This is a genomic window from Vulcanococcus sp. CPBay_Sum15L08_68 (genome assembly GCF_017855895.1).
In the GTDB taxonomy this organism is placed as follows: Bacteria; Cyanobacteriota; Cyanobacteriia; order PCC-6307; family Cyanobiaceae; genus Vulcanococcus.
Genome location: NZ_JAFMFX010000009.1, coordinates 1 through 25,011, shown reverse-complemented (window position 1 = coordinate 25,011; position 25,011 = coordinate 1). Strand labels below are relative to the sequence as shown.

At 64.1% G+C, this 25,011-nt stretch carries 27 protein-coding genes; 6 read left to right on the top strand and 21 right to left on the bottom strand.

All coding sequences use genetic code 11. The features are described 5' to 3' along the window. Positions 1-40: 40 nt before the first annotated feature. Positions 41-511, top strand: coding sequence for a GNAT family N-acetyltransferase (locus tag QZ189_RS02840; protein ID WP_296420866.1), 471 nt, complete (start codon positions 41-43; stop codon positions 509-511). Here the strand turns inward: QZ189_RS02840 and QZ189_RS02835 are convergent. Genes QZ189_RS02835 through QZ189_RS02825 form a run of 3 tightly spaced genes read right to left on the bottom strand, consistent with a single transcriptional unit; the run spans position 508 to position 3,010 of the window. After that, positions 508-1,200: a TIGR04283 family arsenosugar biosynthesis glycosyltransferase gene (locus tag QZ189_RS02835; RefSeq protein WP_296420847.1), complete on the bottom strand. Its 693-nt coding sequence runs from the start codon at positions 1,198-1,200 to the stop codon at positions 508-510. The genes QZ189_RS02840 and QZ189_RS02835 overlap by 4 nt on opposite strands. Then, on the bottom strand, positions 1,197-1,856 hold the full coding sequence (locus QZ189_RS02830; protein ID WP_247477739.1) for a TIGR04282 family arsenosugar biosynthesis glycosyltransferase: 660 nt from the start codon (positions 1,854-1,856) through the stop codon (positions 1,197-1,199). Before QZ189_RS02830 ends, QZ189_RS02835 begins: the two co-directional genes overlap by 4 nt. An 8-nt stretch (positions 1,857-1,864) precedes the next feature. Beyond that, entirely contained in the window at positions 1,865-3,010 is a 1,146-nt protein-coding gene (locus QZ189_RS02825) for a trypsin-like peptidase domain-containing protein (RefSeq protein ID WP_050778462.1), read from the bottom strand. A gap of 93 nt (positions 3,011-3,103) precedes the next feature. On the opposite strand from QZ189_RS02825, the gene dnaA reads away from it, so the two are divergent. After that, complete coding sequence (dnaA, locus tag QZ189_RS02820) at positions 3,104-4,510, top strand: chromosomal replication initiator protein DnaA (protein WP_296416370.1); 1,407 nt, start codon at positions 3,104-3,106, stop codon at positions 4,508-4,510. Between the two features lie 3 nt (positions 4,511-4,513). Here dnaA and cbbX read toward each other — a convergent pair whose 3' ends face one another. From cbbX to QZ189_RS02740, 16 genes are all read right to left on the bottom strand, one after another. After that, on the bottom strand, positions 4,514-5,446 hold the full coding sequence (gene cbbX / locus QZ189_RS02815; RefSeq protein ID WP_010316507.1) for a CbbX protein: 933 nt from the start codon (positions 5,444-5,446) through the stop codon (positions 4,514-4,516). After that, positions 5,433-5,687 (bottom strand): 4a-hydroxytetrahydrobiopterin dehydratase, encoded by a 255-nt coding sequence (locus tag QZ189_RS02810; RefSeq protein WP_010316509.1) that lies wholly within the window; start codon positions 5,685-5,687, stop codon positions 5,433-5,435. Before QZ189_RS02810 ends, cbbX begins: the two co-directional genes overlap by 14 nt. 9 nt (positions 5,688-5,696) lie before the next feature. Next, a complete protein-coding gene (locus QZ189_RS02805) occupies positions 5,697-6,839 on the bottom strand; it encodes a CO2 hydration protein (RefSeq protein WP_296416371.1) in 1,143 nt (380 codons plus the stop codon). A 1-nt stretch (position 6,840) separates the two neighbouring features. After that, on the bottom strand, positions 6,841-8,349 hold the full coding sequence (locus QZ189_RS02800; RefSeq protein WP_247477750.1) for an NADH-quinone oxidoreductase subunit M: 1,509 nt from the start codon (positions 8,347-8,349) through the stop codon (positions 6,841-6,843). A 3-nt stretch (positions 8,350-8,352) separates the two neighbouring features. Then, complete coding sequence (locus tag QZ189_RS02795) at positions 8,353-10,212, bottom strand: NAD(P)H-quinone oxidoreductase subunit F (protein WP_247477753.1); 1,860 nt, start codon at positions 10,210-10,212, stop codon at positions 8,353-8,355. Between the two features lie 94 nt (positions 10,213-10,306). Beyond that, on the bottom strand, positions 10,307-10,810 hold the full coding sequence (locus QZ189_RS02790; protein WP_010316517.1) for a ferritin-like domain-containing protein: 504 nt from the start codon (positions 10,808-10,810) through the stop codon (positions 10,307-10,309). A 5-nt stretch (positions 10,811-10,815) separates the two neighbouring features. After that, positions 10,816-11,475, bottom strand: a complete 660-nt coding sequence (locus tag QZ189_RS02785) for a BMC domain-containing protein (protein WP_296418375.1) — start codon at positions 11,473-11,475, stop codon at positions 10,816-10,818. 82 nt (positions 11,476-11,557) lie between these two features. Beyond that, on the bottom strand, positions 11,558-11,809 hold the full coding sequence (locus QZ189_RS02780) for a carboxysome peptide B (protein ID WP_010316530.1): 252 nt from the start codon (positions 11,807-11,809) through the stop codon (positions 11,558-11,560). Next, positions 11,809-12,099, bottom strand: a complete 291-nt coding sequence (locus tag QZ189_RS02775) for a carboxysome peptide A (protein WP_010316532.1) — start codon at positions 12,097-12,099, stop codon at positions 11,809-11,811. Before QZ189_RS02775 ends, QZ189_RS02780 begins: the two co-directional genes overlap by 1 nt. 1 nt (position 12,100) lies before the next feature. After that, positions 12,101-13,831, bottom strand: a complete 1,731-nt coding sequence (locus QZ189_RS02770; RefSeq protein WP_296420843.1) for a carboxysome shell carbonic anhydrase — start codon at positions 13,829-13,831, stop codon at positions 12,101-12,103. A 13-nt stretch (positions 13,832-13,844) separates the two neighbouring features. Beyond that, complete coding sequence (locus QZ189_RS02765) at positions 13,845-16,202, bottom strand: CsoS2 family carboxysome shell protein (RefSeq protein ID WP_296420841.1); 2,358 nt, start codon at positions 16,200-16,202, stop codon at positions 13,845-13,847. Positions 16,203-16,376: 174 nt separating this feature from the next. Next, positions 16,377-16,718 carry a ribulose bisphosphate carboxylase small subunit gene (locus QZ189_RS02760; protein WP_010316537.1) on the bottom strand — a complete coding sequence of 114 codons (342 nt, stop codon included), beginning with the start codon at positions 16,716-16,718 and terminating at the stop codon, positions 16,377-16,379. A gap of 116 nt (positions 16,719-16,834) precedes the next feature. Continuing rightward, the gene (locus tag QZ189_RS02755; RefSeq protein WP_296420839.1) at positions 16,835-18,247 is read right to left on the bottom strand and encodes a form I ribulose bisphosphate carboxylase large subunit; all 1,413 of its coding nucleotides are present in this window, start codon (positions 18,245-18,247) and stop codon (positions 16,835-16,837) included. A gap of 71 nt (positions 18,248-18,318) precedes the next feature. Next, positions 18,319-18,633 (bottom strand): BMC domain-containing protein, encoded by a 315-nt coding sequence (locus QZ189_RS02750; RefSeq protein WP_010306728.1) that lies wholly within the window; start codon positions 18,631-18,633, stop codon positions 18,319-18,321. Between the two features lie 204 nt (positions 18,634-18,837). Then, a complete protein-coding gene (locus QZ189_RS02745) occupies positions 18,838-19,119 on the bottom strand; it encodes a transcriptional regulator (protein WP_247477768.1) in 282 nt (93 codons plus the stop codon). A gap of 4 nt (positions 19,120-19,123) precedes the next feature. Then, positions 19,124-20,119, bottom strand: a complete 996-nt coding sequence (locus QZ189_RS02740) for a sodium-dependent bicarbonate transport family permease (RefSeq protein WP_296420835.1) — start codon at positions 20,117-20,119, stop codon at positions 19,124-19,126. Between the two features lie 218 nt (positions 20,120-20,337). Between QZ189_RS02740 and rdgB the strand changes: the two genes are divergently transcribed. Next, positions 20,338-20,934, top strand: a complete 597-nt coding sequence (gene rdgB, locus QZ189_RS02735) for an RdgB/HAM1 family non-canonical purine NTP pyrophosphatase (protein ID WP_010316544.1) — start codon at positions 20,338-20,340, stop codon at positions 20,932-20,934. A gap of 1 nt (position 20,935) precedes the next feature. On the opposite strand, the gene QZ189_RS02730 is transcribed toward rdgB, so the two are convergent. Next, positions 20,936-21,673 carry a BMC domain-containing protein gene (locus tag QZ189_RS02730; protein WP_232197282.1) on the bottom strand — a complete coding sequence of 246 codons (738 nt, stop codon included), beginning with the start codon at positions 21,671-21,673 and terminating at the stop codon, positions 20,936-20,938. 235 nt (positions 21,674-21,908) lie between these two features. Here QZ189_RS02730 and QZ189_RS02725 point away from each other — a divergent pair, with 235 nt between their 5' ends. Both QZ189_RS02725 and QZ189_RS02720 read left to right on the top strand, forming a co-directional pair. Next, positions 21,909-22,217, top strand: coding sequence for a hypothetical protein (locus tag QZ189_RS02725; RefSeq protein WP_010316546.1), 309 nt, complete (start codon positions 21,909-21,911; stop codon positions 22,215-22,217). 73 nt (positions 22,218-22,290) lie between these two features. Further along, positions 22,291-22,725 (top strand): hypothetical protein, encoded by a 435-nt coding sequence (locus tag QZ189_RS02720; RefSeq protein ID WP_010316547.1) that lies wholly within the window; start codon positions 22,291-22,293, stop codon positions 22,723-22,725. Here the strand turns inward: QZ189_RS02720 and QZ189_RS02715 are convergent, their stop codons facing one another. Next, positions 22,726-23,124 carry a hypothetical protein gene (locus QZ189_RS02715; protein WP_232197280.1) on the bottom strand — a complete coding sequence of 133 codons (399 nt, stop codon included), beginning with the start codon at positions 23,122-23,124 and terminating at the stop codon, positions 22,726-22,728. A 67-nt stretch (positions 23,125-23,191) separates the two neighbouring features. Between QZ189_RS02715 and QZ189_RS02710 the strand changes: the two genes are divergently transcribed. Next, a partial coding sequence (locus QZ189_RS02710) for an APC family permease (RefSeq protein WP_296420829.1) occupies positions 23,192-25,011 on the top strand: 1,820 nt, incomplete at its 3' end.

Genomic DNA, 25,011 nt, shown 5'->3' with positions numbered 1-25,011 from the left:
CGCAGGGAGCTCCGTTCTGATTGGTTCCAGCGCCACTGAACTGGAGGAGCTCTACGGCCGGGACCATCGCGTCTGCGCGACCCCAAGCGCCCCGACTTCACTGGTCTTGAGCCAGGAGCGGGAGATTGATCTCTATGAGCTCGAGCAACTCACCGATGCGGTGGGTTGGAGCCGCCGTCCGATGAGGCGGGTGCGCATTGCCCTGGAGAACAGCCTCCTGGTGGTGGCCCTCTGGCGCCATGACGCCCGCCTTCCGCGCCTGGTGGGCTTTGCCCGCTGCACCGGTGACGGGGTGATCGAAGCCACGGTCTGGGATGTGGCCGTCCACCCCCATTACCAAGGTCTGGGCCTGGGCAAACAGCTGATGCAGTACGTGATCGAGCGCCTGCAGCGGATGCAGGTGGAGCGCATCAGCCTGTTCGCCGATCCCGGCGTGATCGAGTTCTATGGCGCCCAGGGTTGGGAGCTGGAACCGCAAAACCGCCGCTGCGCCTTCTGGTACGCCCCCTAGGGGCTGCGGTAGTAGCGCTGGGCGAGCTCCTGGGCCGTGGCGCCGCGGCGCCAGGCCCGGCGCAGGGCCGCGTTGCGTTCTGCCGTTCGCAGCACCCCATCGCGTCTCCAGCGGCGGCCATCGACCGCCAGTGGTTGGCCGAGTCGGCGCAGGGGGGCTAGGGGTTGGAGCCGTTGGATCAGATCCAGGTCCTCCATCAGCGGCAGGGGCCGCATGCCCCCGGCCTGCTCCAGCAGGGACCGCGGCAGCAGCAGCCCTTGGTCGCCGTAGGGCAGGGCCCGGATCCTGCAGCGCAGCTGAACGGCCAGCTCCAGCAGCCGCAGCGGCAGACCGGCCGCGGCGACCTGGAAGTCGAAGTACCAAGCGGCTGGTGCTTGCCCCATGGCCTGTTCCACCGACGCCCCCCAACGGGCCGGAAGCCTGCAGTCGGCATGCAACAGCAACAACCAAGGAGACGTTGCAGCGGCAATGCCGACCTGGAGTTGCAGTCCACGGTTGGCGGCGCAGCGGATCACCTGGGCGCCGGCGAGCTGGGCCACGTCGGCGGTCCCTGGATCGGCGCTGGAGTCCACCACGATCAGCTCTGTCTCTAGCCCGAGTGGGGCCTGCTGCAGATCGGCGAGCAACAGCGGTAGGCGCTGCGCTTCCTGCCGCGCGGGAATGACGACGGCCAGGGACGGTCGCTTCATGCGGGCGGCAGCTGGCAGCGCAGCCAGTCCTCCAGATCGCTCGGTTCATCGAGGTCGTTCTGCTGTCGCAGCAGGACCGCAGGGAGCTGGTGCGCCGCGGCGGCAGCCAGGCTGCGCTGCAGCACCTGATCGCTGCCCCAGGGGATGCCACTCATCAGCCGGGATCCGGCGCGGCGGAAGCCGGAGCGGTTCAGGCCAATCAACCAGTAGCCGCCATCTCGGGCGGGCCCAAGGACCAGCGGTGCCCTCAGGAGTGCCTCGGCTGCGGCGTCGAGATCACTGGTTTCCAGGGCGGGCAGATCCGTTCCAATCACGATCACCCGCTCAGCCCCCGCCTGGAAGGCCCGCTGCAACTGCCGCTGCATGCGGCAGCCCAAGTTGCCTCCCCCCTGTGGCCCGAGCTGAACCCCTGGAGCGAGCGCCTGCAGCTGCCCCTGCCAGCGGCGCAACCCGCGGGGGCCCAGACCATCGACGGCCATCAGCAGCTTGTGCTGGTGCCGTTGGCTCCAGCGGCCGCTGACCTCAAGGCTGTGCTGCGTCAGCTGGCGTTGGATCTGGGCCGCCGCCAGTCGACCCGTGTGGCGGGCCAGCCTGGTTTTGCAGCGTCCGGGGGCCGGCCAGCGGGCCATGACCACCAGGGTCAGAGGGGCAGCCAAGGCCGCGCCTACTTCCCGCGGGGGAGTTCAGCGGGCTTGATCTGGAGGGTGAGCGTCCGCTCCTTGCGCTGGATCACGATCGCCAGGTTCTGGCCGACGCGTCCCTGGTCCACCGCGACCTGCACTTCGGAGGGGTTCTTCACGGGCTTGCCGCCGACCTGCTCAATCAGGTCACAGGCGCGCATGCCTCCCTTGGCGGCTGGACTGCCGGGGATGACCTCCACCACCACGACGCCTTTGGTCTCCGGCAGCCGGCACTCGGCATCGGTGGCATTGACCTCCCTGGCGAGTTGGGGGGTCAGGGCCTGGAGCCGTACGCCGATGTAGGGGTGGGAGGCCTGGCCGCGATCGAGGATTTGTGCGGCGATTTGGCGCCCGAGGTTGATCGGGATGGCAAAGCTCAGACCCGCGCCAGGGGCCTGTCGGATGGCGGTGTTGATCCCAATCACCTGACCGCGGTCATTGATCAGGGGACCGCCGCTGTTGCCCGGGTTCACGGCCGCGTCGGTCTGGATGTAGGGCACCCGTTGCCCCTCCCCGAGGGCATTGGTGCGCTGCACCGCGCTGATGATTCCCAAGGTGACGGTGTTATCGAGACCCAGGGGGTTGCCGATCGCGATCGCCCATTCGCCGGGCCGCACGCCTTTGGAATTACCCAGGGGTGCCACGGGCAGGTTGGCTGCCGCCACCTTCACCACAGCGACATCGGTGACCGGGTCAGAGCCCAGCACCTTGCCCTTGAAATTGCGGCCATCCGGCAGGGTGACGCCCACTTCATTGGTGCCCTCGACCACGTGGGCATTGGTCAGGATCACCCCGTCGGATCGGGTGATGAAGCCCGAGCCCTGCCCCTGCTGTTGCTGCACCGAGGGACCACTGCCAAACAGTCCGCCCATCGGGTTGACCACCCGCCGCACCGTGTCGATTCGCACCACTGCCGGTCCGACCTTGTCGACCGCGTTGACCACAAAACTTTTGCCCCCCGGCAGGGGGGCGGCGGCGGGCGCATCGCTGACCTGAGCGCCGTCTCCGCCCCTGCTGCCGTTCCAGAGCGGTAGCCGCAAACCGCCGGTCCCGCAGCCGCTCAGGCCCACACTCAGCAGCAAGCAACCCAAGGCGAGCTGGGGGCGAACGCCATGCATCAAACGGGTCATGCGCAGCAGAGATGTGGGGCAGGTGTTCAGGCGCATCATCGGAGACACTCCCGCCTCAGACCACCCCTATATTCATGGACCCCAGGGGATGACGTGACGGTGCAGCAGGGAGAAACGCTGTGGCGTCAGGTTCAAGAAGCACTCCAAGGCAATCTCTCCAAACCCACGTTTGAGACCTGGATTCGTCCGGCCACGTGTGTCGACCTGCAGGGCAACGAGCTGCAGCTGCTGGCCCCCAATACCTTTGCTTGCGGCTGGCTGCGCAAGAACTACCTGAGCACCATTGCCGCGGTGGCCAGCGAGATCGCCGGTCGCCCGATCGCGGTCAGCGTCGAGGCCGGTGGTGAGTCCGCCCAGGGCATCACCCTGAACGGTCAGCCCCCCACGACCGCCGGGGTCGAGGTGGCCCCAGGCTCCGCTGCCCCCCAGCAGCGCACGGCCACGGGTGAGGCCCCGCGCAAGTTGGCCCCGGGCCTGAATCCCCGCTACGTCTTCAACCGCTTCGTGGTCGGGCCCAACAGTCGAATGGCCCATGCCGCGGCGTTGGCCGTCGCCGAGGCCCCCGGCCGTGAGTTCAACCCGCTGTTCATCTGCGGCGGGGTGGGTCTGGGTAAAACCCACCTGATGCAGGCCATTGGCCACTACCGCCTGGAGATTGATCCGGAGGCCCGGGTCGCCTACGTCAGCACTGAGACCTTCACGAACGATCTGATCCAGGCCATCCGCAAGGACGGCATGCAGAAATTTCGGGATCGCTACCGGGCTGCCGATTTGATCCTGGTGGATGACATCCAGTTCATCGAGGGCAAGGAGTACACCCAGGAGGAGTTCTTCCACACCTTCAACGCCCTGCATGAGGCCGGGCGCCAGATCGTGATTGCCAGCGATCGTCCCCCAAGCCAGATTCCCCGCCTGCAGGAGCGTTTGATCTCACGCTTCTCGATGGGCCTGATCGCGGATATCCAAACGCCTGATTTGGAAACGCGGATGGCGATCCTGCACAAGAAGGCGGAGCACGAGCGGGTCAGCCTGCCCCGGGACCTGATCCAATACCTCGCGGGTCGCTTCACCTCAAACATTCGCGAGCTCGAGGGTGCCCTGACCCGAGCCGTTGCCTTTGCTTCGATCACCGGTCTGCCGATGACTGTGGAATCGGTGGCACCGATGCTCGAACCGGCCGGTGTTGAGGTGGAGGTCACCCCGGATCAAGTCTTGAACAAGGTGGCCGAGGTCTTCGGTGTGGGCGTCGATGAGATGAAGAGCGCCAGCCGTAAGCGGGCCGTGAGCCAGGCCCGGCAGGTGGGCATGTACCTGATGCGCCAGGGCACCAATTTGTCCTTGCCCCGCATTGGCGATGCCTTTGGCGGCAAGGATCACTCCACCGTGATGTACGCCGTGGATCAAACCGAGAAGAAGCTGGCGGCTGACCCCCAGTTGGGCCGTCAGATTCAACAGGTCCGCGACCTTCTCCAGATCGACTCCCGCCGCCGGACCCGCTAGGGATTAGCCGGTGATCGGTTCACTGGGGTCGAGGCCCTCGACCTCCCCGGAGAAGACGCGGCTGGCGGTGATGTCCTCCGCTTCGATCGTCATCAGATCCAGCTTGGTGAGCTGACTGCTGTTCATCACATTGAACAGGCGATTGGCTTGGCGCATCCGCGAGCGATCGATCGCATTGCGAATCGAGCGGGCATTGGCAAAGAACGGCAGTTGCATGCGCCGATCGATGTAATCCTCGAAGGCCGCCAGGGCCTCCTCGCTGAAGCGGTAGTTCTCCTCCGCCAGGATCAGCCGCGCAATGGCAAGCAGTTCGCTGGCGCTGTAATCCGGAAAGTCAATGTGGTTGGCGACTCGAGAGGAGAGACCAGGATTGCTTTGGTAAAAAACATCCATCCGCTCCTTGTAACCGGCAAAGATCACCACCAGGTCATCACGGTTGTTCTCCATGACCTGGAGCAGGATCTCAATCGCCTCGGCTCCGTAGTCGCGCTCATTTTCAGGGCGATAGAGGTAGTAGGCCTCATCAATAAACAGCACCCCACCCATCGCCTTTTTGAGCATCTCCCGGGTCTTGGGAGCGGTGTGGCCGATGTATTGCCCCACCAGATCATCCCGGGTGGCGGTGACCACGTGACCTTTGCGCACGTAGCCGAGCTTGTGCAGGATTTGGGACATCCGCTCGGCCACGGTCGTCTTCCCCGTTCCTGGCCGACCGGTGAAGGACATGTGCAGGCTGGGGGCCGTGGTGGAGAGTCCCACCTGCTTGCGGGCCCGGTCGACGACCAGTAGGGCGGCGATTTCACGGATCCGGGTCTTGACCGGCTGGAGTCCAATCAACTCCTGGTCCAGCTGATCGAGAACCTCTTGGACCTCGGCCCCCTCATAGGCGGCCTGAAGATCGACGGGCGTGTTGTCGGGCTGCTCAGACGAGGCCATCGATGGCAGCGGCAAACGCGTGGTCAGCCTCGCCGATGCTCGCCCCCTCCTCCTCGGGCCGGAGGGTGATGTTCACGTATGTACGCCCAAAACTGATGTCGGGGTAGCGCCCTTCCTGCTCGCAGAAATCGTTGAGGCGATCCAAAAACGCCCGGTTCCCGGCGTAGTCCTCGAACTCAATCCGGCGCTCCAGCCACTCAACGCGATCGGGCTTGGGCCGGGGATTCCAGAGTTGATCCATGGGTTGACCCTACGCCGCGAGGCAATCGGTGCGGCCAATCACCAGGCGAGCGGCCCAGGAGGCGGCATAGGCGCGATTGGCCTCCTGTTCCTCCGGGTTGGTCGTGTCCAGGGCGTGGGGCATGGTGCCGCTGATGGCGGCGTTGGTCACGCAGAACATCGACTTCTGGAAGCTGCGGCAGATCTTTTCGCGCACGTCCCCTTCTCCGCGGGTGCGCACCAGATACCACTGGTGCAATCGCTCCGGAAGATGGCGGTACATGTCCTGCATCAGCAGGCTGGGGGGCACGCCCGCACCCATCGTGGGCAGCGGGTCGGCGTAGAGCGCGCCGTAGGTGAAGGTGGCCTGGTCCGGTGAGATTTGCTGGGCCTGGGCGTTGTAGCTGACGGTGCCCAAGAAGGGCATCCCCCGCAGGAAGACCGCCTCGACGTAGGGAACGGCCACATCCACCAGGAAGGTGAGCTTGGCTTCCGGCGGCAGGATCCAGAACCGTTGGCCGCCGATCATCACGCCGTATTCGATCGGGTTGGCGGCGGCGGCCACGAGCCCCTGCTTGATGAAGTCGACCACATCCGGGATCGAGCGCACGGCACCGGAGCGTTCCGCCTTGGCCAGGTCGATGAACAAATCGCTCATCACGCGCCAGAACTGCCCCAGGGCATGGGTGGTGGCGGCGTTGCGAATCAGTTCGCTGAGGAAGTCTGGGAACAGGGGATGCAGGATCGCCAGCAGCGGATCACGCCGGCGCTTGGCGGCAATGATCGCCTTGCAGTTCTCGCTGAAGGCCTCACTGTCGAAGTAGGCATCCATCCCGCCGGTGGCATGCCAGAGCATGCCCTTCATGCAGTACTCGGCGTACTCGAAGTTGATGCGGTCGTGGTTGAGATGGCGCCAGATCTTGGCGGGGCTGAGGTCCCCGTCGAGGTACTTGAAGATCGGGAATGGGTTGAGGAACTGATGTTCCCCTTGGTAGATCAGGTTTTTGCTGTAGGCATCGAGCACCTCGCCATAGCTCTCGAGCACATCGACCACCTCAATGAGGTGATCGGAGGTGTCGCTCAGCAGGGTCTCACCACCGAGGAGTTTGGCGATGATCTGCTCGGCGTCGAGGCCGGGGTTGCTGTGAACCAGCTCAGCAGGAATGACAGGCATCTCAGCTCACTCCCATCGATTGCAGGGCCAAGGCTGTGAGCGAGGTTTCGCTCAGATAGCTGAGGCCAAACGGTAAGAGGCCCAGGCCAATGATCGCTGCGGCCAGGGCAAGGGCGGGATAGGTCTCCCGGGGAGCCACCGGCGCGAGTTGGACATCCAAGCGTGCATCCCGAATGGGATCGTCGCTGTCGGGGGTAATGGAGAGGCGGCCAAAGAAGGCGCGGTTCACCAGCAGCAGGAAGTAGACGGCCGTCAGTCCCGAGCCCACCATCGAAAGCAGGGTGGCGACCGGGAAGGCGCTGATGCTGCCGCGGAAGACCAGGAATTCCGAGATGAATCCGGCCATGCCCGGCAGGCCGGCGCTGGCCATCACCGCCAGGATCATCAACGTCCCGGTCAGGGGGAGACCCTTTTCAGGGCTCAACAAACCATGGAGCACCTTGAGGTCGCGGGTGCCGGTCTTGCGGTAGACGATGCCCACCAGCAGGAAGAGCAGGGCCGAGATCAGACCGTGGGCCACCATCTGGAACACCGCCCCCAGCAGGCTGATGGGGGTGTTGGCCGCGGCAGCCAGGAGCACGTAGCCCATGTGGCCGACGGAGCTGAAGGCCACCATCCGCTTCATGTCGGTCTGGGCAATGGCCGCCAGGGAGCCGTAGAGCACGGAGATGGCCGCCCAGATCGCGAGGCCAGGGGCCAGCTCAGCCCAGGCCTCTGGGAAGAGCTGCAGGCCAAAACGCAGCAGCCCATAGGTGCCGAGCTTCAGCAGCACACCAGCCAGGAGAACCGACACCGGAGTGGCGGCCTGGGTGTGGGCATCGGGCAGCCAGTTGTGCAGCGGCACCAGCGGGATCTTGATCCCAAAGCCCAGCAAGATCGCAACCAGGAGCACGATCTGACCGCCCATGGCCAGACGATCGGAGAGGACCGGGGTGATGCTGAAATCCACGGTTCCAGTCAGCAGCGCCAAGCCGAGGAAGGCGCCCAGGATCAGCATTCCTGAGATCGCTGTGAAGATCAGGAATTTCGTGGCGGCATAGGCCTTGTTCGCTCCGCCCCAGACGGAGATCAAGAGCCAGAGCGGAATCAGTTCCAGCTCATAGAAGAGGAAGAACAGCAGCAGGTTGTCGGCGATGAAGGCCCCATTCACCGCACCGCTGATCAACAGCAGCATGGCGAAGTAGATCCGCGGTCTTCGGTCGATGTCGCGGGTGATGATCGCCGAGACCAAGGTCAGGGCGGCATTGATCAGCACCAGGGGCAAGGACAGGCCATCGATCCCGAGGGCGTAATCCAGACCAATGCCAGGGACCCAGCGGTGGAACTCCTGGAGCTGCATCCCAGCCACGCTGGGATCGAACTGGACGGTGATCACCAGGCTGGCGATCAGCTGGATCACCAGGATTCCAATCGTGATCAGCCGCAGGCGCCCCAGGGGTTGCTCCCCAGGCCAAAGCAGCAGCGCGGCGGTCCCCAGGAAGGGGATCAACAGCAGAGAACTCAGCAACATCGATTAACCCCCCCGCCCCAGCTGCAGCACACCAAGCAGCAAGACAATCGCGAGGAGCACCGTGAGCACATAGCTCTGGGTCTTGCCGCTGACGCTGAGCTTCAGGCCGTTGGCTGTGGCCATCGAGAGATTGCCGACACCATCAGCCATGGCCTTGATCACGTTGAGATCGAACCAGCGGGTGAATTGGGCCAAGTTGGCCACCAGGCTCACCACCGTGCGCTTGTAGATCTCCGGTGTGTAGAAGTCGTAGGCCAGAAGGTCCTGCAGGGTTCGAACCCAAGGGGTGGTCGAGCGCGACCAGAACTGATCCAGGGGAATCACAGCCCCAATGACGACACCAATCAGACCGGAGGCCGCGACCGCAAGCCCGATGCTGAGGCTGAAGGAGGCGATCCCCGGAACCGGATCAATGCGCTGCATCATCGCGGGCAGCAGCATCACGATCACGCTCAGGCTGACGATGGGCAGGGCCATCAACCAATTGACCTCAGGGGTGCGCTTGGTTTTGGGCAGTGGTTTGCCAAGGAAGACGGATCGGTAGACCCGGGTGGCGTTGGTGGCCGTCAACAGGTTGGTGATCAAGAAGACCACCGCAAAGCCCGGGTCGCTCTCCTTGAGGCTGTTGATCATCAGGCCGTAGCACCAGAAGGAGCCCAAGGGCAGCAGGCCCACAACACCGGCGCTGCCGATGATGAAGGCCAGAGAGGTCGCGGGCATGCGGGTACCAATGCCGCCCAGTTCAGTCAGGTCCTGGCAGTTGGTGGTGGCGATGATGCTGCCCACCCCCATGAACTGCAGGGCCCTTGCCAGACCGTGGGCAAAGAGCAACAGCAGTGCGATGCCAGGGCGCTGCAGCGCAATGGCGATGAAGACCAGCCCCAAATAGGAGGTGGTCGAGTAGCTGAAGGCGCGCTTGAGGTCCACCTGGGCCAACGACACCAGGGCTCCGCCGATGGCGCTGATGGCCCCCACCGCAAGCAAGACGTCTGTTGCGAGTGGTGAGAGCTGGACGATCGGCATCAGCTTCATCAGGACGATCGCGCCGCAGGTCACCACGACGGAGTTCCTGAGGATCGAGGCCGGGTTCGGGCCCTCCATGGCTTCATCCAGCCAGAGGTGCATTGGGAACTGGGCGCACTTGCCCATCGGACCGGCGATCAACCCCAGGCCAAGCAGGGTGATGCCCAGGGGGCCGAGGGCGCCACTGTCTTTCAAGCCGCCGGCCCAGTCGTAGAGGTCGGTGAACTCCATTGAGCCGGCAAAGGCCGAGAGCGCCACAACCCCCATCAACAGCAGGACATCACCGACGCGCTTGGTGAGGAAGGCGTCCCGAGCGGCCGTGACCACCAGCGGTTGGGCATACCAAAAGCCCACCAGCAGATAGGTGGAGAGGGTGAGCATCTCCAGGAGGAAATAGCTCATGAACAGGTTGCTGCTGAGCACCACCCCACTCATGGCCCCTTCAAAGAAGCCCACCAGGGCGTAGAAGCGGGCCAGGGACCATTCCTTATCCAGGTAGCCCAGGGCATAGACCTGGCAGATCAGGCTCATCGTCGTGACGAGCTCCAGGGCCGCCAGGTTCGTCAGCGACAGATCGAAGCCGATGCGCAGGTCGAGGTCAGCGGCTTGGAACCAGGCCAGATCGAGGTGCTGGGGGCCGATCTCGTAGACCGATCGGAGCACCAGGCTGCCGTGGATCACGGCCAGCAGGGTGACAAGAAGGTTGAGGTAGGCCGCCGGGCGCGGGCCATTGCGTTTGATCCACCCCGTGGCCCAGGGCAACGACAGGAGCATCCCGCTGAACCCGTACACCGGGATCAGCCAGATCAGTTGCAGGGGAAGGGGGAGAGCAGCGCTCAAACGGTTAAAGAATTGGGCCGCCGAAAGCAGCTTCGGCGGCGGAATCTAGGCGCTTCTGATCCCGGTTGGGCAGATCCTCAAGCGCCGAATGGACTCAGAACGTGGCGCGGTCTTGCGGTGCCCCGCGGCGGCGGGAGCCATAGCGCCCGTAGCCGCGGGGACGACGCCCACCGAGCTCGTTGAGCCAGGTCTCGAGGTCCTGCATGTGGTGCTGCTCGTCCTCCAACAGGGATTGGAAGAAGGCCGCGTTGTTTTGGTCGTTGACCAAGCGACAGAAGCGGACCGCCTCGTCGTAGTGGTTGACGAGCTGCTGCTCGAGATCGGCGTTCTGCTCAAGCAGACCCACTAGATCGGCGGCATGGGTCACCGGCTGGAGTTGGGAAGCAGCCGGTGCCGCGCCAAGCGACAGCATCTGTTGGACGATGCGTTCAGCGTGCTGCATCTCTTCGACGGTTTCCTCACGGAACCGATCGGCCGATGCCGCATCACCCCAGAGCCCCACGAGGGAGGCCTGGGTCATGTACTGCTGAACAGCGGTCAGCTCAAGGCTGAGGGCACGCCCAAGAAAACCCAGGACGCGCGGATGGACGGCGTCCATGGTTATCAGGCCCGGCGGTTGTTGCTGCTCACCAGAGCAGGCTCGACCTCGGAGTGGGGGCGGGCAATGATGTGGGCGGCCACCAGGCCATCACCCACGCGCTCGCAGGCATCGGCGCCGGCGCGAACGGCGGCGTTCACAGCACCGGTTTCGCCGCGGACCAGAACGGTGACGTAACCACCACCGACAAACTCGCGACCGATCAGGGTCACTTCGGCTGCCTTGGTCATGGCATCAGCAGCCTCGATGGCGGGCACCAGACCGCGGGTCTCGATCATGCCGAGAGCGATGCCTTGAACGGAAGAAGCCATGGGGGAGGTGCGAGTGGAGGGGGTGGAGCGGTTGCCGCCGGAGCCCGAGCCGGAGGCAGAGGAGCGAGAGGCGGCAGCACGGGTGCTGCTGCGACGGGCAGCGGGAGCAGCTTTCGCTGCTGTGCTGGCCGCACTCTTCGCAGGGGTCGAGGCGACCGTCTTGGCGGTCACCGTCACGGGAGCGGAGGCCGCCGCCGCTGCCGCCGGTGCGGCGGTGGTGGCCTTGGCAGCCGCCGCGGGGATGGCGGTCACCGGAGTGGTCCCGGCGGCCGGCTTGGCGGCAGCGGGCTTCGCGGCTGCGCTGGATTTAGCGCTGGCTGAAGTGCTGGTAGCTCGGGAACGTGGTGTGGCCATGACGGTGATGGGCTATGCCCGGTGGATGGTCGCTGGAGATAACGGAGTGGACCCAGGCTGGCTGGGAGGAACCAGGGGCTCCTTAGCCGTCGGGCGACCAGTGGTCGATGATTCCGCCGATCGTGAGATCGGTGAAGAGGTTGGCGTTGCCGGTGGCATGGCGAGCGGCGGAGCCACTGGCCGTGAACACCCAGTTGCCGGGGGAGGCGCCCACCGGATCGGTGGCCACGCTCAACTTGCCTTTGTTGTTGCGCAGGATTCGCAGGGTTTGGTGCGCGAAACCCTCCACCCGTTGGGTGCAGACCATCGATCCCATCACCTGCATGATTTCCATTACTTGGCGTCCCCTTGGGGTTTACCCGCGGCCATTTCTTTGCCGGCCTCGGGATCCCAATGGTCAATGATCCCGACGATCGTTAGATCGCTGGGGTAGGACTTGCTGCCGGCGGCTTCGCGGGCGGCGGAGCTACCGACGCAGATCACCCAATCCCCGGGGATGGCACCGACTGCATCGACGGCCACCTTCTGAGTGCTGCCATCGAGCACCACCTGAAGATGCTTGTGCTGAAAGTCAGCGATGCGGTTGGTGGAAACCAGTGGCTTCACCACTTTGCAGATCAACATGTCAGTGCCCCCCTCCTGTGTTGAACGTGATTGAGGAACTTACGGTCTCGGCCGGCACGTGCCGATCCCGATCCCTCACGGTGAGCAGGGTGTGAAGGAGTCCTTGTTCGCAGAGCTCGCTATAGCGGGCCTCGATCGCAGCCTTGACCCGCTCGCAGTGCTGGATGGCCCTCTCCCGAGCACCGGGGACGGCACCGTGATAGTCGAAGCGCAGCACCACAGGAATCGGTAGGCCGCGGGAGACGTTGAGTCCCTTGAAGATCTTGACCCCGACATCGAGATCAGGGGCGCCCTCTTCAACGGTGTCCATGTAGGCGAAGTAGGTCAGGTTGCGCAGGTGGATCTCCTTGAACCCGATGCCGACACCAATGAAGCGCTCGGCGTGGCCGAAGTCGCTGTAGCTGCCGCCGTGGTACTGGCGGACGTAGTCGATCTGGGAGAGGTTGTTCTCGATCAGGCGGCTGATCAGCTTGACCATGCCCTCATCCGGTGTTGCGGCTGCTGCGGCTTTGACCTGGTTCTCGATCTCAATCCGGGCCTGATCGGCACGCATCGAGCGGGTCGCGGCGTAGACATCGCGGGCATCCAGCCAGCTCTCGAGGTTGGTCTTCCCGTCGGCGCTGGGGACGTGGACCCGAATGGCGTCGGTGTCGGTGTCCATCCCGACCAACAGCAGATCCACCGAGGCTCCGCAGCAGAAGCTGTTCTCAACGGCCTGCTGGAAATCCTGTAGGCGCTGCATGCCCTGGGCGGCAGCTGCCGTGTCGTCGCTGCCATGGGCAGCACAGCCCTCATGGCAAGGGTCCTTCGAGCTGAAGTGGTAGACGACGGTTTTGAGGTACCGGGTGTCGGCGTGGGCTGGATTGGGGAGCCCCTCGCGATAGCGGCGGTGTTCGGTCTTGACCCAGCGATCAACGGTGTTTTCGACGTCGAACATCGCTCCGGCGTGGGAGCGGCGGCGGACCGAGCTGAAGGGAAGCCTCAGGGCGTAGGCAATGGCATGGGCCAGGCGACCATCGGCACAGGGCGTGACATCCAGCAGATGGAAGCCACACTCCAGCAGGAAGGTGTTGAAGGCTTCGGCCTCAGCGCTACCGGCTTGCGCTGCTAGGGGGTCGTCGTTGAAAAAGGAGAGGCTGGCCTGTTCATAGGCCTCAAACACACACCAGGCGAACAGGGTGCGCATGTCCAGCTGGCTGGTCCAGGCGGTCTCCAAGACAGGCTGGGGCAGCTCATGGCCGAGCTCAGCGACGGCCAGGCGCTGGGCTTGCTCAACAAAGTTGTTTTCGTGCTGAAGCGCAGAGAGACGCTTCAGGACAGGCACGACCCGATCAAAGGAACCGAGGGTTTGCTCCTCGTAGGCCCGCAGTGCGGCGTTGGCCTGGCCATTGCTCAGGGGATGCAGACCGCCGGAGTGGACGGGGCCGCTCGAGCGGCGGTCCAGGACGACTTGCGTCGCCACGGGCCGAACCCTACGTGGATTGCTCAGCTTGGACTTGATCTCAGCAACGGCTGAGGTCTTGCCCCGCACGCGGCTCGCCCTGGAGCTGCCAATGCGGGAGGCGTTCGCCAGTTCACGCTGACGCAGAACCTTGCTCAAGGCGCTGCTGGGGTTGAGCTCAGCGGGGGATTCCGCTGGGCCTGCTGACCCCTGGACCCCAGTGCCGTTTTGGCGGCGGCTGGGGGCCGTTGGAGCAAGCGGCCGCTCGTTAGTGGCGGAACGCCGACGCATTGCGGAGTGCTCCTTAGCCCCGGGCGCCGCCGGAGACCGTGATCAGGGAACCCTGATCGGTGCTGCCGCTGGAGCCGGTCACCTTGTTATTCGGAGCAGGCACTTCCTGGTTGCGCTTGTTCTGGGCGCCAGGCATCCCGCTCATCGGGCCAACGCGGGTGGGGTTGCGGCGACGGGCAGATCTGCCCTCGGTGCCGGTGACGCGGTCTCCGCGATCCCAGTCGTCGCCGGTGATCTTGGTGCCGGAACCCTCACCGGTGACCCGGGAGACGGGCTCTTCAGCAGCGGCGATGGCGGCGGGCTGTTGCGCCTGGGCCAGACGCTGGTTGGCGCGACGGTCGAAGCGGAATTGCTCAGTGCCGGTGATCTTGCCGCTGGCCATGTCGAAAGGGCCAGTGATTCGTCCGCCTTGCTCGTAGGTGCTGCCGGTCACACGACCGGTGCTTTCGCGCTCCTGTTGGGCAGCGCGGGCAGGGGACTGAACACTGAACTGTTGCCAGTCAGCACCATTCAGAGCCTGGGGAAAGTCAGCATCGCGGCTGGGGGCGGTGCCACAGGCGCTGGCCTGTTGATCGGCGCCGACGTAGGGAGTACCGGTGACGTCTTCGCAGGCGCCACGCTCGGCGCCGGTCAGGGAACCACCAATGCCGGGCTGAATGCCGGTCATGCGGTTGGCGTTGCGAACGGGAGTCCGCTCACGGACGGCACGGACGGCAGCGGTGTTGCAGAAATCACCAGCCTGCTCGAGCCCGGCGTAGGGGGTGCCGGTGACGACTTTGCAGCTACCGGGTTCATCACCGGTGACCTTTTCGGAGCGACCGGTGCGGCTGCCGCTGACGACCTGGTTGCGGTTGGTGATGCTGAAGCCCACCTTGGCGGCTTCGGGCGCAGGGCGAGTGCCACAGAAGCCGTCGAACTGCTGACTACCGATGTATTCATCGCCAGTCACGTTGCGGCAGCTGCCGGCCTCATCGCCGGTGACCCGCTCGCTGCGGCCCACGGAGGTCCCGGTCACGCCGGTGCCACGCAGGGTGTTTTGGCTGCTGACCTTGGTCGCGGCACGGCCAGGAACACTGGCGTCGGAACCGAGGTATTGATCGCCGGTCAGATGGCGGCCTGAACCAGCCTCATCGCCAGTGACGCGCTCGCTGCGGCCCACCATGACGCCGCTGACGGCTTGGCCGCCCAGGGTCTGGCTGCGGCCCACCTTGCGGACCGAGGGGTCAACGCCACCGCAGTAGGACGCGGACTGGTTGGCCGAGATGTACTCGGTGCCTGTAACGCTCTTGCAGGTGCCGGGCTCATCGCCGGTCACTTTTTCGCTGCGGCCGACCTCATTGCCAGTGACACGGTTGCCATGGCTGGTGGCGGTGACGCGCACCTTGGCGGGTTGATTGCTGCCAGCGGGTTGACCGCCGCAGAAGGTCTGGAAGACTTCGGCGCCGAGGTACTCGGTCCCGGTGATCGAGCGGCAGGTGGCCGCTTCGTTACCGGTGGTTTTCGCCGAGCGGTTGGCCTGGGTGCCGGTGACGGTCTGACCAGAGAGGGTCTCGCTCACACCCACCTTCCAGGCGGCATCCGCGGCTGCGGCTTGCTTGGCGCCATGGCGATTGGGGCCACTGGGGCGGGTTCCGCTGTTGCGAGCCGTACCCGCAGAACCGGTTTTGCTCTTGAGCTCACGCACCTTTTGCGCCAGCTCACGGGCACTGAGGTCGGGGTTGATCTGACGGGCCACAGCAGCTGCACCGGACTTGGCCGCCGTGCTCGCGGACTTGCCGCGCTTGCTCAGGGCTTCGCGGCGCGCCAGGACAAGTGCCCGGCTGGCGTTGTGGACAGCCGTGCCCTTGCGGGCTGCGGGGCGATTGCCTGCGGCAGCACGGGAGGAGCTGGAGGGACGCTCAGTGCTGAGGGAGAGGCTGGCGGAACGGGAAGAGGAGGTATCGCTGGTCGTCTCTTGGCACTTGCACTTGTGCTCAGCAGCCGGTGCCGATGCGGCCTTCGGGGCTTCCTTGGCGACGTCGGTGCGGGTGCGGTCCTTCGAGGTGTCGGCACGCTTGCCGCCGCGGGTCATGGCCTCGCGACGGGACAGCACCAGATCGCGGCTGGGGTTCGAAACGCGCTTGCCAGCGGAGGAACGGTGGCTGCTGGGGGCGGACAGCTGACGGGTAGGCGCCGGAGCGGCTGCGGGAGCCTCGGCTGCGGCGGGACGCGGTGCGGAACTTGGAGCGGCGTTGGTCCGGGTCGGACGGGCATCCGCGACGCTGCGGACGCGACCGCCACCGCTGCCGTAGCGACCGGTGGCTTTCTTGCCGCCGTCGGTGAGGGCCTTGCGGCGCTCAAGGGCTGCTTCGCGACTCGATTTAGTGGCCATGTCCGCCCGGTGTATGGAATGACTGGATGGCATTAACGAAGCCGTTGATTTGCGTCAACACGGCATCGGAATGCTTGAAATCTGAATGCGAAAAATCGCAGTCAGATGGTTAATGAGTAAAAGAAGGAGTGGTCTCGAGGTGAATCGAGACCACAACTTTTAGAAGGCAGCTAATCAGCGGCCTTCGAACACCACGAAGCAAGCGCCTTGGCTTTGGGTGTAGGCGTCGTAGCCCACGAGACGCACGTGGTGGTCGGGGTAAGCGCGGTGGCAAGCTTCGAGCTCGTTCACGATGACGCTCAGATCCTTCTCACCGAAGAAGGGCAGCTTCCAGTAGGACCAGTAGGTGGCCATGGAGCGGCTGGGGTGGACGTGCTCAACGAGCGGGCTCCAACCCTGGGCAATGATGTACGCGATCTGGTCGTAGATCTCGTCCTGGGTCATCGGCGGGAGGAAGCCGAAGGTCTCCAGGGTGGCGACTGTTTGGTAGTCACCCACGGTGCTCTTGAAAGGCATGGGGTTCCTTGAGATGGATGGAATGAATGAACCTTGATTTGGTTCGATGTCCTGTTCCGATCACTGAATGGGATGGAGCCAACGGATGTTGACTCCGATTCCCAATCGCTTCGAAATCAGTTGACGTCGAGCTTGTCGACGGTGTCGAACTCGAACTTGATTTCCTTCCAGGTCTCGAGGGCGATGGCCAGCTCGGGGCTGTGCTTCGCGGCTTCCATGAGGATGTCGCGGCCTTCGCGCTCAATCTCGCGACCGGCGTTACGGGCTTTGACGCAGGCTTCCAGTGCCACGCGGTTAGCGGCAGCACCAGCAGCAGAACCCCAGGGGTGACCGTGGGTACCACCACCGAACTGGAGCACCGAGTCGTCGCCGAAGATGCTCACCAGGGCAGGCATGTGCCAGACGTGGATACCGCCGGAGGCCACGGCGAACACGCCGCCCATGGAGCCCCAATCCTGGTCGAAGAAGTTACCGCGGCTGCGATCTTCGGGAACGAAGGATTCGCGCAGCTGGTCGATGTAGCCGAGGGTGGACTGACGGTCGCCCTCGAGCTTGCCGACCACGGTGCCGGTGTGCAGCTGGTCACCACCGGAGAGACGCAGGCACTTGGCGAGAACGCGGAAGTGGATGCCGTGCTTGGGGTGACGGTCGATCACCGCGTGCATGGCGCGGTGGATGTGCAGCAGGATGCCGTTCTTACGGCACCAGTGTGCAAGACCGGTGTTGGCGGTGAAGCCACCCGTGATGTAGTCGTGCATGATGATCGGCTGCCCGAGTTCCTTGGCGAACTCGGCCCGCTCGTACATCTGCTCAGGGGTGGCGGCGGTGCAGTTCAGGTAGTGACCCTTACGCTCGCCGGTCTCCTGCTCAGCGGACTTCACAGCTTCGGCAACGAACTCGAAACGGTTCTGCCAGCGCTGGAAAGGCTGAGAGTTGATGTTCTCGTCGTCCTTGGTGAAGTCCAGACCGCCGCGGAGGCATTCGTAGACGACACGGCCGTAGTTTTTACCGCTCAGGCCGAGCTTCGGCTTGATGGTGCAACCCAGCAGAGGACGGCCGTACTTGTTCATACGGTCGCGCTCGACCTGGATGCCGTTCGGGGGACCCATGCAGGTCTTGATGAACGCCATCGGGAAGCGGATGTCTTCCAGGCGCAGGTGGCGCAGTGCCTTGAAACCGAAGACGTTGCCGACCAGGGAGGTCAGAACGTTGGTGACGGAACCCTCTTCGAACAGATCGAGGGGGTAGGCGATGAACGCATAGAAGGATTCCTTGTCGCCAGGAACGTCTTCGATGCGGTAGCAACGGCCCTTGTAGAAGTCGAGGTCGGTGAGGAGCTCGGACCACACAGTGGACCAGGTGCCGGTAGAAGATTCAGCGGCAACAGCAGCTGCAACTTCTTCCTTGGGAACGCCTTCCTGGCCGGTGCACTTGAAGCAAGCCAGCAGGTCGGTGTCGAGGGGTACGTAGTCAGGAGTCCAATACGTGTCGCGGTACTCCTTAACCCCAGCGTCGTACTTCTTAGCCATGGAGAATCTCCGAGTGGGTCGAGGGAAATAAGTCAGAGAGATGAGTGGCCTTTAGAGGCCTAGCTCAGTCCTCAGTCCTTCGAACCAACGAAGCCAGCGCTGCTGTTGAGAGCAGGCTCCACTTCACGGTGGGGGCGAGCAATGATGTGGGCGGCCACCAGGCCATCACCCACGCGCTCGCAGGCATCGGCGCCAGCGCGAACGGCAGCGTTCACAGCACCGGTTTCGCCGCGCACCAGAACGGTGACGTAACCGCCGCCCACGAATTCGCGACCGACCAGGCGCACTTCGGCGGCCTTGGTCATGGCGTCAGCGGCTTCGATCGCGGGGACCAGACCCCGGGTCTCGATCATGCCGAGGGCGATGCCCATGGTTTCGTTAGCCATTACCTGCTCCTGGAGGAGGGGTGGAATGTTCGCCAGCAACCATGCTTCGGCAACGATCCGTAAGTCAAGACATTTGGCGCTGAATCGCGATTACCGTCACCACAGTCATTGATAAGCGGCGCTCATCAGTGCCTCACAAAACTTTGGAGATGCTTCTCTAGCTGGCGGTTGCGACGCCTCTGGGTGTCTCCAAAAGCACTGCAGCTAGAGCATTTCTGCCTCGGAGACGTAGGCCACTCCGCCGTAGTAATCGAGCAGCGGTTTGAGCTTGGTTCGCAGTTGCTCCACAACCTCGGGCTCGCAAAACGTCACGACGTGGGCATTGGCGCCAAGGCCGCTGAAGTCCATCGCTTCTGAGACGGATCCATGGGGTCCTTTCCCTGTGACGTGCTTCATCACCGAGTAACCCGCTGCACCCGCCACCTCAATTGCTTTGAGGATGGGTGTGAGCTCCCGCTCGCTCACCACGACATCAACCCGTTTCATGGCGTCAGCTTGCGGAGGGAAGGATGCGATTGATCAGCGCCATGTACAGGGGGATGCCGATCACGATGTTGAAGGGGAAGGTCAACCCCAGCGCGGTTGAGATGTAGAAGCTCGGATTGGCTTCAGGGACGGTCATGCGCATCGCCGCAGGCACCGCGATGTAGGAGGCACTGGCACACAACACAACAAAGAGCAGGGCATTGCCCGGCCCCAGTCCCAGGCCTCGGGCAATCAAGGTGCCAATCAGGGCATTGCAAAGCGGCATCAGCAGGGCGAAGCCGATCAAGAAGCTTCCTGCCGCTTGGAGATCACGGATTCGCTGGGCGGCGACGATCCCCATGTCCAGCAGGAAAAAGCTGAGGGCGCCGTAGAACAACTTGTCGGTGAAGGGCAGCATCTTTTCAACGCTGCTCGGACTCTGGCCTGCACTGAGGAAACCCACCAGCAGGCTGCCGACGAGCAGGTAGACCGAGCCATTCAGCAGGGATTCGTGCAGGACGGCCCCCCAGCGCATTCCTTCGCTGTTGGGGTTCTCCTGCGGGCCTGCCAACTTCACCAGGAGCAGGCCAACAATGATGGCTGGCGACTCCATTAAGGCCAGGGCGGCGACCATGAAGCCGTCGTGCTGGAGGTGTTGGGTTTCGAGAAAGCTTTCGGCGGTAATAAACGTCACCGCTGAAATGGAGCCGTAGGTCCCAGCAATGGCCGCCGCATTGAACCGGTCGAGCTTCAGGCGCAGTACCCCAAAGCAATAGAGGGGAACGACCAGCGACATCAAGATCGCCGCTGCAATGGTTGGCAGAACTTGCCCGCTGATGCCGCTGTGCTGTAGCTCAAGGCCCCCTTTAAAGCCAATCGCCAGTAAGAGATACAGCGAAAAGAGCTTGGGTAGGGGTGCCGGGATCTCCAGGTCCGAGCCCAAGAGCACGGCAAAAACACCGAGGAAAAAGAACAGAACCGGTGGTGTTAACAGGTTCTGCAGGACCAGGCTGGTGTCCATCGACGAACCTGCAGAGAGGGGCTGCCGTTTGACGCTAGGTGGCCGCGTTCGAACTGTTCCGTGGTGCACACATCCGGCATCAGTGCCATTGCGCGAGCGGGGCGGGATCCCTACGGTTTGAGGGAGGCAGGTGCCCCTGGATTTGTCTGGGGTGGAATGTTCAACCCAACCTGCCTCACCCCCTTAGGCGGCACAATGGCGGCCCCTGGTGTCATTGGATGCGATCTGGCACGCCCCAGCCGATCTTGGTGATTGCCAGTGGCAACCCCTACAAGGTGGCCGAGATCCAAGCGATGCTCGATGCCGTTGCGCTCGAGGTGCGTCAGCAGCCCGAGGGACTCGAGATCGAAGAAACGGGTACCACCTATCTCGAGAACGCTCGGCTGAAGGCCTCCAGCGTGGCCCGGCTCACGGGCCAGTGGGCCCTGGCTGATGACTCTGGTTTGGAGGTCGATGCCCTGGGTGGTGCGCCTGGGCTGTATTCCGCCCGCTATGCCGCCACCGATCCCGAGCGCATTCAACGCCTACTGGAGGAACTGGGAACGACCCCCTACCGCAGCGGCAGCTTTAACAGCGCCATGGTGCTCTCCGATCCCGAGGGCAATCCTGTGCTCGAGTCCCAGGGGATCTGCCGCGGCGAGATTCTCAGTAGCCCGCAGGGGCAAGGGGGCGGCTATGACCCGATCTTCTGGGTGCGGGAAGCAGGACTGACCTATGCCCAGATGGGGCAACACCTCAAGGACAAACTGGGCTCCCGGGGTAAAGCGGCCCGTGCCTTGGCCCCGGGGTTGAAGCAAATCTTCGGTCTGCGCTGACTCAGCGGGCAGAGCGCCGGTTGATTTGCTCGACGGCCCGCATCGCAGCAGCAGCGGCTTCGTTGACGTCCCCTTCCCAGCCGGCCAGGGTCAGTCGGCCGAAGGCGCCGACGGCCTTGACGTCGACCACGGTGATGTTGCTGGACTTTTCCGCTTCGTTGGCGGCCAGCAGGACATAGCCGGCCGGTTCGGTCTCCAGGATGAACATGCTCATGCCGGCCTGAATCATCGAGCCGCGCCGGTTCTGACGGTTGATCAGCACGGCGTGGTCGGGGGTGATCGCCCGGATGACCTCGGTCCAGGTCACGCTGCAGCGGGTGCGCTGCTCGACGCTGCTGCCGATGGCTTCAAGGACGACATCGCCGGAGTGGAGCACATTGCTCTGGTCGCGGTGATACAGCGCGAGGGAGCCAAAGGCCCGCTCCACGATCATCTGGCCCAGGCGCACCGTGCTGGCTTTGAGGGCGATGTCCGTCACCCGGTGCACGGCCATGCCAGGGGAAACCTCAAGCCAGAGGCAGGCATCGCCTGGGATGGGCAGGAAGCCCTGGCTCACCGTCCCCATGTAGGTGGCGAGTTGGGGCTGGAGTGAATCGAGAAAGACGTAGGTCCGCAGCTCGATGGATTCGACTGCGCTGGCCTGGCTGACCAGCCGCGCTTCGCTGTCGGTCGTGATGACACAGCTGGCGGCCGATGGGTGCAGCTCATCCAAAGAGGTGCCGCTGCCGCTGAATCCCAGGTCGGTGCCAGTGATCTGCACCGATGCAGTTCGTCGCCTGGGATTGCGTTCAATCAAGGGGTCGGGCTGCTCCCTACAGACGTTGAGGTCCTCTGCTGGTCAGCGGGAGGAGCGCGGCGATCTTACCGCTCTACCGCTGTGTTTCCGCACGATGACCTGGGCGCAAAACGGTGGCGAAGGCCACAACCGCTCTGGGAGGCCTGGCTAACACGGCTTCATTCGCGGTGCGTTGGCCATGCTCACACCGTCCACCAGGCTCCGTCTTCAGAACATCGTCCACCGCATTGGCGCCGACCAGGCGGTGTCGTTGCAGGAACGCATCTACCTCCAAAAATTTGCCGATCGCGACCATGCCGTAGCGGCTTGGTTGCGCCAGGCCCGGCGCCGCCAGCAGGCCGCCTCCAGTCAGGGGCTCGATCGCTTGATGGCGGAATTGGATTTGGGCGAGGTGGACCCTGGAGCGGCCTTCCGGCCTGATCCGGAGGATCCAGGCGATCTCGGTGATTGGTTTGGGCAGGCCCCGGATTGGTTGCGCCGCAGTTGATGTCCGCCGGTCTCTGGGGTCTTGCGCCCCGGGCGAGAGCCGGTACCGTCCGGCCATCCCTGCAGGACTGCCCGTGGCTGCTAAGCGCTCTGCCCCTTCTGCCTCCGCGAAGGGCGCTGCTCCCGTTCAAGACGGCGGCGATCTCAATGCTGACCAGGCTTTGGCTCTGGTCAGCATGAGCCTGATGCAGAAGCTTGCGGCCCAAGGGGAGCTTCCCTGGGTCTGGAACGAGTCCGAGGACGGTGGCGCCTGTGATGTCGCCTCCCTGCGCCAGCGCCTGGAGCTCACCCAGTTGGCCCTGCAAACGGGTGCGCCCCTGTCGACGGCAGAGGTGACTTATTTGATGGGTGCCCGTCCCGGCAGCGCCGAGGTGGAGCGGGGCGGCCTGCGGGCTAGGCGCATCAGCCGCAATGTCTGGAAACTGGCTCAAACCGCTGGCGCTGAGGCGCGCCGGGGTGAGGTCACCAGCTTCTCCAGCTTCAATGACGGCCGCCGCCGCTTCGGTTGATCAGGGCAACTCGCCGCCTGCGCTGATCTCTTGATCCCAGGCGGCGATCAGCTGGTTTTTCAGCGCTTCGCTCTGTTCTAGGGCGATCTCCAGTCCCCCCCACCAGTTGATCAAGGCCACGGGGACGGGCATGGCATTGCACTCCAGTTCATAGGACTGGATTTGCTCTTCAGCATCGATCAGGACGCAGATGCTGAACTCCAAGAGCCCGTTGGACCACGGGTGGAGTGAAACGGTCGTCACTGGGCCCAGGTCGATGCTCCACCAGGGGCAATCGGGCGTGACTTTGGGAACCCCGGCGGGAAGGTCAAGCTTGGCCCACCCCCGCAGCACCAGTTGTTCCAGTAGGTCGTTGAGGCTCGAGCGCATGGACTCCCCCGGATGGGGTGTCTTTGTCATGGCACGGCCCATGGGCTGCCAGCAAGGGCAGATCGGGGCATGGTGAGGCCAGCCGCGCGCCACAGGGTTGCTTTCGTTTGCCCGTCGTCTTTTGGGGCGTCCTCTGCCGCGCAGGGAATCGGATTCGCAGCGCCTGCCGAGCCTGATTGCGCTGCCGATCCTCTCCTCGGATGCCCTCTCCTCGGTGGCCTATGCGACGGAGGCCGCCCTGGGGGTCTTGCTCCTGGCCGGCAGCGGTGCCCTGGGTCTGTCCCTGCCGATCACGGTCTGCATCGTCGGCCTGATCGCGATCGTGGTGCTCTCCTATCGCCAGGCGATTGAGGCCTACCCCGAGGGGGGAGGCTCCTATGTGGTCGCCCGGGAGAACCTCGGCGCCTGGGCGGGGTTGGTGGCGGCGGCGGCATTGCTGGTGGATTACACCCTGACCGCCGCGGTGAGTCTGATGGCGGCGGCCCAGGCCCTGAGCTCTCTGCTTCCAGGGCTTCTGGCCCATGAGACCAGCCTCTCGCTGCTGCTGTTGGCGCTTGTGGGTTGGGCCAATTTGCGGGGTCTGAAGGAGGCCGGTCGCCTGTTTGTTGTGCCGACCTACGCCTTTGTGGTGATGGTGGCGCTGCTGGCCCTGTTTGGTCTGCAGAACATCGTGTTTGCCCATGGCTTTCGCCCGGACGCACCGCCGGCGATCGCAGCCCTGGAGCCCTTGGGCCTGTTCTTGATTCTTCGGGCCTTCAGCGCCGGTTGCTCGGCGATGACCGGCATTGAAGCGATTGCCAACGGGGTGAAGGTGTTCCGTGAGCCCTCGGCCCGCCGGGCCCAGGCCACGCTGCTGGTGATGGGGGTGTTGCTGGCGCTGCTGTTCCTGGCCGTCAGCGGTTTGGCCTATCTCTACGGGATTGCCCCCAATCCCGATCGCACCGTTCTGGCCCAGATCGGTCTGCGGGTGTTCGGTCCCGGCAATCCTCTCTATTGGTTCCTGCAGATCAGCACGTTGTTGATCTTGGGCTTGGCGGCAAACACCGCCTTCGCTGGATTCCCCCGGCTGGCGGCACTGCTGGCCAAGGACCGCTACCTGCCTCGCCAGATGGCTTGGTTGGGGGATCGTCTGGTGTTCCAGAACGGCATCGGCCTCTTGCTGCTGGTCTCAGCCCTGGTGATCGTGGTCTGCCGCGGCAACACCAATGTCGCGATCAATCTCTACGCCTTGGGGGTGTTCCTGGCCTTCACCCTGTCCCAGGCGGGCCTGGTCAAGCACTGGTGGGTGCGGCGGGGCCAGGGGTGGAGCGGCCGCCTAGCGCTGAACGCTCTCGGGGCGTTCACCACCGGGGTGGTGTTCGCCGTGATTGTCGTCAGCAAATTTGATGAGGGCGCCTGGATCGTCGTGCTGCTTCTCCCCCTGCTGGTCTGGGGATTGGCCGGCATTGGGCGCCGCTACAAGCGGGTCTATGAGGCGATTGAGCTGAAACCAGGGGAGGACTGCTCAGTCCCCTGGCCAGATCGGCGCGATCCCTTGGAGAACCAGAGCATCGTTTGGTTGGCCTCCTGGAGCCGTCCGACCCTGGAGGCCCTGCGCTACGCGGCCCAAGTGTCTGATCGCGTGATCGGCGTCTGGGTCTGTGAACCCGAGGACGATTTCGAGGCCTTGCGCCTGCGCTGGCATCGACTGGTGGGCGATGCGCCTCAATTTGAGTTGCGCCTGCTGGAGAGTCCCTTCGCCTCCTTGATCGATCCCTTTGCCCAGTTCGTGGCCGAGGAGGAGGCCCGCTGCCCCGGGAGTCAATTCACGATCGTGATGCCCATGGCGATCCCCAGGCGCCGTTTTGATCATCTGCTGCTCAACCAGCGCGGCTTGAACATGCGGGAGGCCCTCAATGCTCAACACAGCCGCGTTTT